This is a genomic window from Dehalobacter sp., from assembly GCA_023667845.1.
Lineage (GTDB): Bacteria > Bacillota > Desulfitobacteriia > Desulfitobacteriales > Syntrophobotulaceae > Dehalobacter.
On the sequence record JAMPIU010000101.1, the window covers coordinates 1 to 1,004 of the forward strand.

2 protein-coding genes are annotated in these 1,004 nt (G+C 40.7%); both read left to right on the forward strand.

The annotated features are described in order from the left end of the window. Window positions 1-216 (forward strand): hypothetical protein (locus NC238_07550; GenBank protein ID MCM1565794.1); only part of this gene is annotated, 216 nt, incomplete at its 5' end. After that, the coding region (locus NC238_07555; GenBank protein MCM1565795.1) for a homocitrate synthase at window positions 209-1,004 on the forward strand (796 nt) is incomplete at its 3' end. The genes NC238_07550 and NC238_07555, both read left to right, overlap by 8 nt.

Genomic DNA, 1,004 nt, shown 5'->3' on the forward strand with positions numbered 1-1,004 from the left:
GGAACAGCATCCTTAACACAAAAACTTCGACAACTGGATCTAGCCTTGAGTCCGCAGGAAGCAGCTACACTGCTTGATAAAGTAAGACATACCGCGATTCTGCAAAAAAAGCCGGTGACAGATGCTCAGCTTAAAACTCTTTACAATTTACATATGGAATCGGTAAATGAATCTAATGTCCACTTATCAATTAAAGGAGAAATCTCCTGTGATTAGAAATGAAGGCTTTGAAATCGTTGACACTACATTACGTGATGGAGAGCAATCTGCAGGTGTCGTTTTTTCGGTTGAAGAAAGAATGAATATCATTTCGGCTTTAGATAAAGCAAAAGTGAAATGGATTGAGGCTGGGATTCCTGCGATGGGCAAACAGGAATGTGAAGATCTAAAACTCATGCTCGAACTGCCAATAAAATCGAACCTCATCGCATGGAACAGAGCAAATTTAGAGGATTTAAAGGCGTCTATTGAATGTGGATTTAAATTTATTCATGTGTCTTTACCGGTATCCGATTTGCATATAGAATATAAGCTTCAAAAAAATAGGGTATGGGTATTAGATCAATTGAAAAAATGCCTGGAGTATCTCAAAGACTACGGGGTAACGGTTATTGTAGGAGCTGAAGATGCCTCAAGAGCAGATCCGGAATTTTTTCTTCAATATGCAGGTGTTGCGGCTTCTTACGGCGCAATAAGAATCCGATATTCGGATACCGTAGGATGTCTGGACCATTTTACGACATATTGCAAAATTAAAGAAATTGCGAATAGCAGCCCGCTTCCTGTTGAAATTCATGCTCATAATGATTTTGGCCTGGCCGTAGCAAATACATTGGCAGCATATCGGGCGGGAGCAGAGTTTGCAAGTGTAACAGTAACAGGGGTCGGTGAACGTGCTGGAAATGCCTCAATGGAAGAGACAGCAGTTTCATTAAAACATTTTTACAACTACGATTGCGGGATTGAGCTTGAAGCTTTGCCGTCTCTAGCTGAAATGGTCTCAA